This is a genomic window from Schlesneria sp. (assembly GCF_036405755.1).
Taxonomy (GTDB): Bacteria; Planctomycetota; Planctomycetia; order Planctomycetales; family Planctomycetaceae; genus Schlesneria; species Schlesneria sphaerica.
Window position 1 is genome coordinate 1 of sequence record NZ_DASWWZ010000213.1, and the last position, 5,428, is coordinate 5,428.

Annotated in this window: 3 protein-coding genes; all 3 read left to right on the top strand. The window is 56.3% G+C overall.

Going from position 1 to position 5,428, the window contains the following annotated elements:
- The first annotated feature begins 288 nt into the window (after positions 1–288).
- Positions 289–1,752 carry an aldehyde dehydrogenase family protein gene (locus tag VGE80_RS07295; protein WP_373653046.1) on the top strand — a complete coding sequence of 488 codons (1,464 nt, stop codon included), beginning with the start codon at positions 289–291 and terminating at the stop codon, positions 1,750–1,752.
- 460 nt (positions 1,753–2,212) lie between these two features.
- Positions 2,213–3,949: a PP2C family protein-serine/threonine phosphatase gene (locus VGE80_RS07300; protein WP_397569273.1), complete on the top strand. Its 1,737-nt coding sequence runs from the start codon at positions 2,213–2,215 to the stop codon at positions 3,947–3,949.
- A 2-nt stretch (positions 3,950–3,951) separates the two neighbouring features.
- Complete coding sequence (locus VGE80_RS07305; protein WP_440592177.1) at positions 3,952–5,370, top strand: VWA domain-containing protein; 1,419 nt, start codon at positions 3,952–3,954, stop codon at positions 5,368–5,370.
- Positions 5,371–5,428: the final 58 nt, after the last annotated feature.

The window sequence follows — 5,428 nt, forward strand, 5'->3', positions numbered from 1 at the left end:
GAATTGATTTACAGCAGGCATCGAATCACTTTCTCGGCCAAATTTCCATCAGGGGAATCGATCAATGCAGAGGTACTCCAGCGGTTGCTGGAGAGACCATCGCTCCGGCGGTAGTCTAGACGAAACTGCGTGAATGTGAGGTCACTTCTCCCCGCAACAGGCGAGAAGGAGATACAATAGAAACAGTTCCTCTCTTTCTACGAGAGGCCGCTATCAGACAGACTCGCGCAAGAACCCTTCACCGAGTATGGATTGCGTTCCATTCATTTTAAACTCAGGAGATCTGGCATGGCTTCCACAACAGTCCCGGTACCAAAGATCCGCCAAACGAATATGTTGATCGGTGGGAAGTGGCAGGAGTCCCGCAGCGGCAAGCGGTTTTCCACTCTCAATCCCGTCAATGAAAGCGTCATCGCGGAAGTTCCTGAAGGTGACGCCGCCGATGTGGACGCCGCTGTAAAGAGCGCCCGTGCCGCCTTCGAATCGGGCCCCTGGCACAAGATGGACGCACGCGACCGGGGTCGGCTGATGAACAAATTGGCCGATCTCATGGAGAAAAACCTCGAAGAACTCGCCGCACTGGAAACGCTCGATAATGGAAAGCCGATCAGCGACTCAAAAGCAGCCGACCTTCCACTGGCCATCGATTGCCTGCGATACTTTGCCGGTTGGGCAGACAAGCTGACAGGGGACACGATTCCCATTCGCGGCAATTACTTCTGCTACACACGCCGTGAACCCGTCGGAGTCGCGGGACAGATTATCCCCTGGAATTTCCCCATCCTGATGGCCGCCTGGAAGTGGGGACCCGCGCTCGCTGCCGGGTGTACCATTGTCATGAAGCCGGCTGAGCAGACCCCGCTGACCTGTCTGCGGATGGCGGAACTGGCTCAAGAGGCAGGGATTCCCGACGGGGTCATTAACGTCGTAACGGGATTCGGCCAGACCGGTGCAGCCATCGTTAAGCATCCCGGCGTCGACAAAATCGCGTTTACCGGACACTACGAAACCGCCCAGAAGATCATGGTGGATGCCGCAGGGACTCTCAAGCGGCTTACGTTCGAACTGGGAGGTAAAAGTCCCAACGTCGTCTTCGCCGATGCGGATCTTGATGCCGCTGTCGCCGGTGCCGAGTTCGGACTGTTCTTCAACCAGGGTCAGTGCTGTTGCGCCGGCTCTCGCCTGTTCGTTGAGCAGTCGATTTATGACAAGTTCGTCGAGAAAGTCGTCGCTCGGGCTCGCGCCAGGAAGCTGGGTGATCCATTCGATACTCAGACGACGCAGGGTCCTCAGGTCGATGCGGACCAGTTTGAGAAAATCATGGGCTACATCGACAAGGGCAAATCGGAAGGGGCACAATGCCTGACGGGGGGGAACAGGTTCGGGGATAAGGGTTACTTCATTGAACCCACCGTCTTCGCGAACGTCACAGATAACATGGCGATTGCCCGCGATGAAATCTTCGGCCCCGTCCTCAGCATTCTCCCCTTCAAGGATACGGACGATATCATCGAACGCGCTAACAGTACTTATTACGGCCTCGCTGCGGCTATCTGGACGCGTGATGTCACCAGAGCTCATCAGTTTGCCGCACGAGTGAGAGCAGGGACCGTATGGGTCAACTGTTACGATGTCTTCGATGCTGCAGCCCCATTCGGTGGTTTTAAAATGAGCGGTATGGGACGCGAAAATGGCGAAATCGCTCTCGCCAACTACACCGAATTGAAGACCGTAACGATGAGTTTGTCGTAATCGTGCAGCTGATTCGGAAGCCATCCCCCTGGTTCCTCTTCACGAGGGACAGGGGGCGGCCCTCTTGAACATCAGTTCGTCATCGCTCAAAAACTGGGCGAGCAGCAGCATCAAGACCAGATAACGAATTGCAAATTGCGACTGCGCTGAGTATTGAGAGTTATCATTCCATTACCGAAGTTAATTCATCTAAGACAGGTCCGGATTGATGACACAGACTCCGGATTTCCAGGACACCTCTGAATTCCCTCAAGTGATAGAAACTTCCATTGAGGGAACGATGTGTCCGCGTTGTGGACGACATTCCCGGGACGAATCATTCTGTGAACATTGTCAGTTCGAGCTGCCGCTTCCTACCTCTCCTGGGCAGGAGAATGTTCCCGAAGAGACCTGGGGCCCTGGTTGTTTCAGCGTCAACTGGCCGAACAACCCGGACGGCTCTTTTCTGATCAGCTCAAACTTGAACGGACTTCGCATTCACGGCATCCGTCCAGAGCTTTGGACCGAACTCGCTGCCGACCTGAAGACGCGCCAGGCCGTGGTCCTCGAGATCTTACCCCCCATCCATGTACTTGAGACGGGGGGAGGAGCCCTGATCTTCGCCGAGGCCTGGCCAGCGGAACGTTACGCTAGTTCAGACACCACCGAAATCACTATCGAGAACCTCGTCACCGAGACACTTGTCTGGTGCAGGAAGCTCGCAACGGCGATGGATGCGTTGCACCAATCAGGACATGTGTGGCTCGATTTCGACCCGGAGGCAGTGGAATTCCGGGGCAACCACGTCCGCATCACGAATCTGGACTGGCGATTGTTTCCTGCTGGGAAATGTCCCAGTCATCTGGCCAAAATCTCGAAAAGGTTCTCTCCACCGGAAGTGTGCCAGTTCCGGGATGACCAGGTTGGTCCACAAACAGACGTCTTCCACCTGGCACTTGCTGCGTATTACCGGTTGGCAGGACTCGAACGACACGGCTTCTCGGACCTTGGACTGGAAGCATTTGGGTTCGACTTCCCCCCCTTGCGAATTTACCGTCCTGAACTTCCCACAGGAATCTGGCCTGCGTTGAGTCAGGCATTGTCAAAAAATGCCAGCCAGCGACACGCTTCACCCCTCGAACTGATCCAGCAACTGGAGCGAGCCGCTGGCGATCATTTGCGGTCACATTATCTCCCATCGGCAGCGCCCCCGACTCCCTCCGAGGAGCGGAACGTGTTACAGCGTCTGTTCGGGCGGAAAAAATCGCCCCCCCCCGTCGAGGTGTTCGACCCCATTGTCCCGTCAACCACTCTCGAAATTGGCTGGCAATGTGAAACCGGGCGAGCAAAGTTGTCCGCGGGGACCGTCAATCAGGATCAGGCCGTCGTCCATACGATCCCCGTGCATCAAAGCGAAATTCAGCTGTTGATCGTGGCAGATGGAGTGACGCATTCGCGTGTGGGATCGGGCGAGCGGGCCAGTAAGCTGGGCTGCGACACACTGGTCGCGACTGTCCGCGAACAGATTCTCGGTCTCGCACCTCTGGCCAAGCCCGATTGGAACACAATCCTGGAAATCGCCTGTCAATCGGCCAGCCAGGCGATCGTCAACGACGCCCTGTCCATTCCGGACCGTCCGGAAGTTGTGCACGATAATGATCTGATGAGCAGCACTGCACTGGTCGCACTGATTGACGGTCGAGATCTCTACCTCGCAAACGTCGGTGACAGTCGAGCGTACCTGATTTCACAGGGGCGAGCCGAACAATTGACCGTCGATGGTGATGTCGCCACATCGCTATTGAGAGAAGGGGTCCCGCCCGAGCAGGTACAGGAAATGGGAGCTGCGGGGAAAGCGCTTCGTTATTGTCTGGGTGCTTGTCGTGAACTGGCCGGCGGGCAGCTCGTCGCCGACCTGGAACGAGCACGTCCCCAACTCAGTCAATGGCGGATCAATCCGGATGAAATTTACGTTCTCTGCTCGGATGGACTTGTGGAAGAGCGAGTCTTCCTCAATCCAGAAGACCTCGTCACGATTGCCGAGGCCAACAGCAGCGGGAGTACACAAGCAATCGCGGAAGCGATGGTGGAAAGTGCGAACTCGCGGCAGCGACTTCCCTCTGAAGCCGAGCCCGCAGGCTACGGCGACAACATCACTTGCATCGTCATCAGATCGGCTCACGGACCGTCTCAAGTCGTCCTCTCTGGAAAGGGCTAACCTTGGCTGAAGAATTCTTGCTGGAATGCCGACTCGATCAGCCCGCCGTTTTAAGCGGACGTTCCGCTGACGTTTATAGTCTTGTGACAATTAAACCCAACCCGGTCCGCCTGGGGGCGCTGATGGAATCGGGGCAGGGAAGTAGTCTGCCCGCTCACCTGATCGTGCTGGTTGATGTCAGTGGTTCGATGCTGACGCTCATCGAACCTGATTCCAATACCAAAGTGGTTGGCAGATCGATGGTCGAATGGATCATGATGTCCGAGGTGGAAGCAACCGTTCCATCTCGCCGCGCCGTCGCCGTCAACGTGGTACGGCACCTGGTAGAACGGATGGCCCCGATCGACCGGATGACGCTCATCGGATTCGACGACCAGCCACACACCCTCGCAAGGGCTTTAGCCAAAGGTCCTCAACTTGATGATGCCGTTCGCGAACTGATTGATGTCGGGGGCGGAGGAACGTCGCTCTCCAAGGCCTTCGGCGAAGTCCGGAAGATCCTGAGTCGCTCCGGGACGGGAACGGCTTCAGAGACCGAAACCCAGCGCATCGTTCTCCTGACCGACGGAGAAGACAGCGATCCGGACCTCGCCCTCAGAGAGGCCAAGCAATTGGGTGAAGATTTTCACCTGCCGATCTGTGCCTTCGGCACGGGCGATTCACGCGCCGACTTTCTGTTGGAAGTCTGCCGAACCACACTGGGCGGGTCTTTCGATAACATTCGAAATGAACGTGAGGCGGAGGACTGCTTCCAGCGTTTCTTCACCGGTCAGAAGAATATCCTGGCCACGAATGTTTCACTGAAACTATGGCTTTCACCCGAAATCTTTGTGCGAGAACTGTACCGTACCAAACCTGAAGTTTTGTACGTCGGGGACATGCAGCCCGATTCCGGCAATTCCGTGGACATTCCACTGGAGTACATGGAACGAGGTAAAATCTACGAACTGCTGTTCCGCAGCACAGTCCCCGCACGCGATGCCGGCCGGTTTCGACTGGCCAAGGCGACGTTGACCTACGACGTCCCCGGATTGGGAGTCACTGGTGGTCGCGTCGAAGCAAACATCGCCGTCGAATCAACACCCGACGAAAATCGGACACTCGTTCGTACTGGCGATGTCCGTCGAGTCATCACACAGGCAGAAACACAGCGGCAAGTCCTGTTCCTGCAAGGCAAGCGGGACCTGATCGAACGAGGTCAGGCAACTGCGAAGGATAAGGACGTCGTCGCCAAGCTCCTCGAAGCACTGATCAAGAAATTTGAAGAGCAGGGGGACCAGGCAAATCTCAACATGTATCGACAAATGCAAAGTGAGTTCCAGACGAAGGGACTCATCACCCAGGAGATGATGAACAGATCCCTCGCCGCATCCTCCAAAGTCGAAGGAGCCATCGCTCTGCAGGAGGTGGATGACTTCTGAGTCGGAACAGAGCGATGCGCGTCTCGATCACCCAGAAGCGAGCCGTCCGGGTACTACT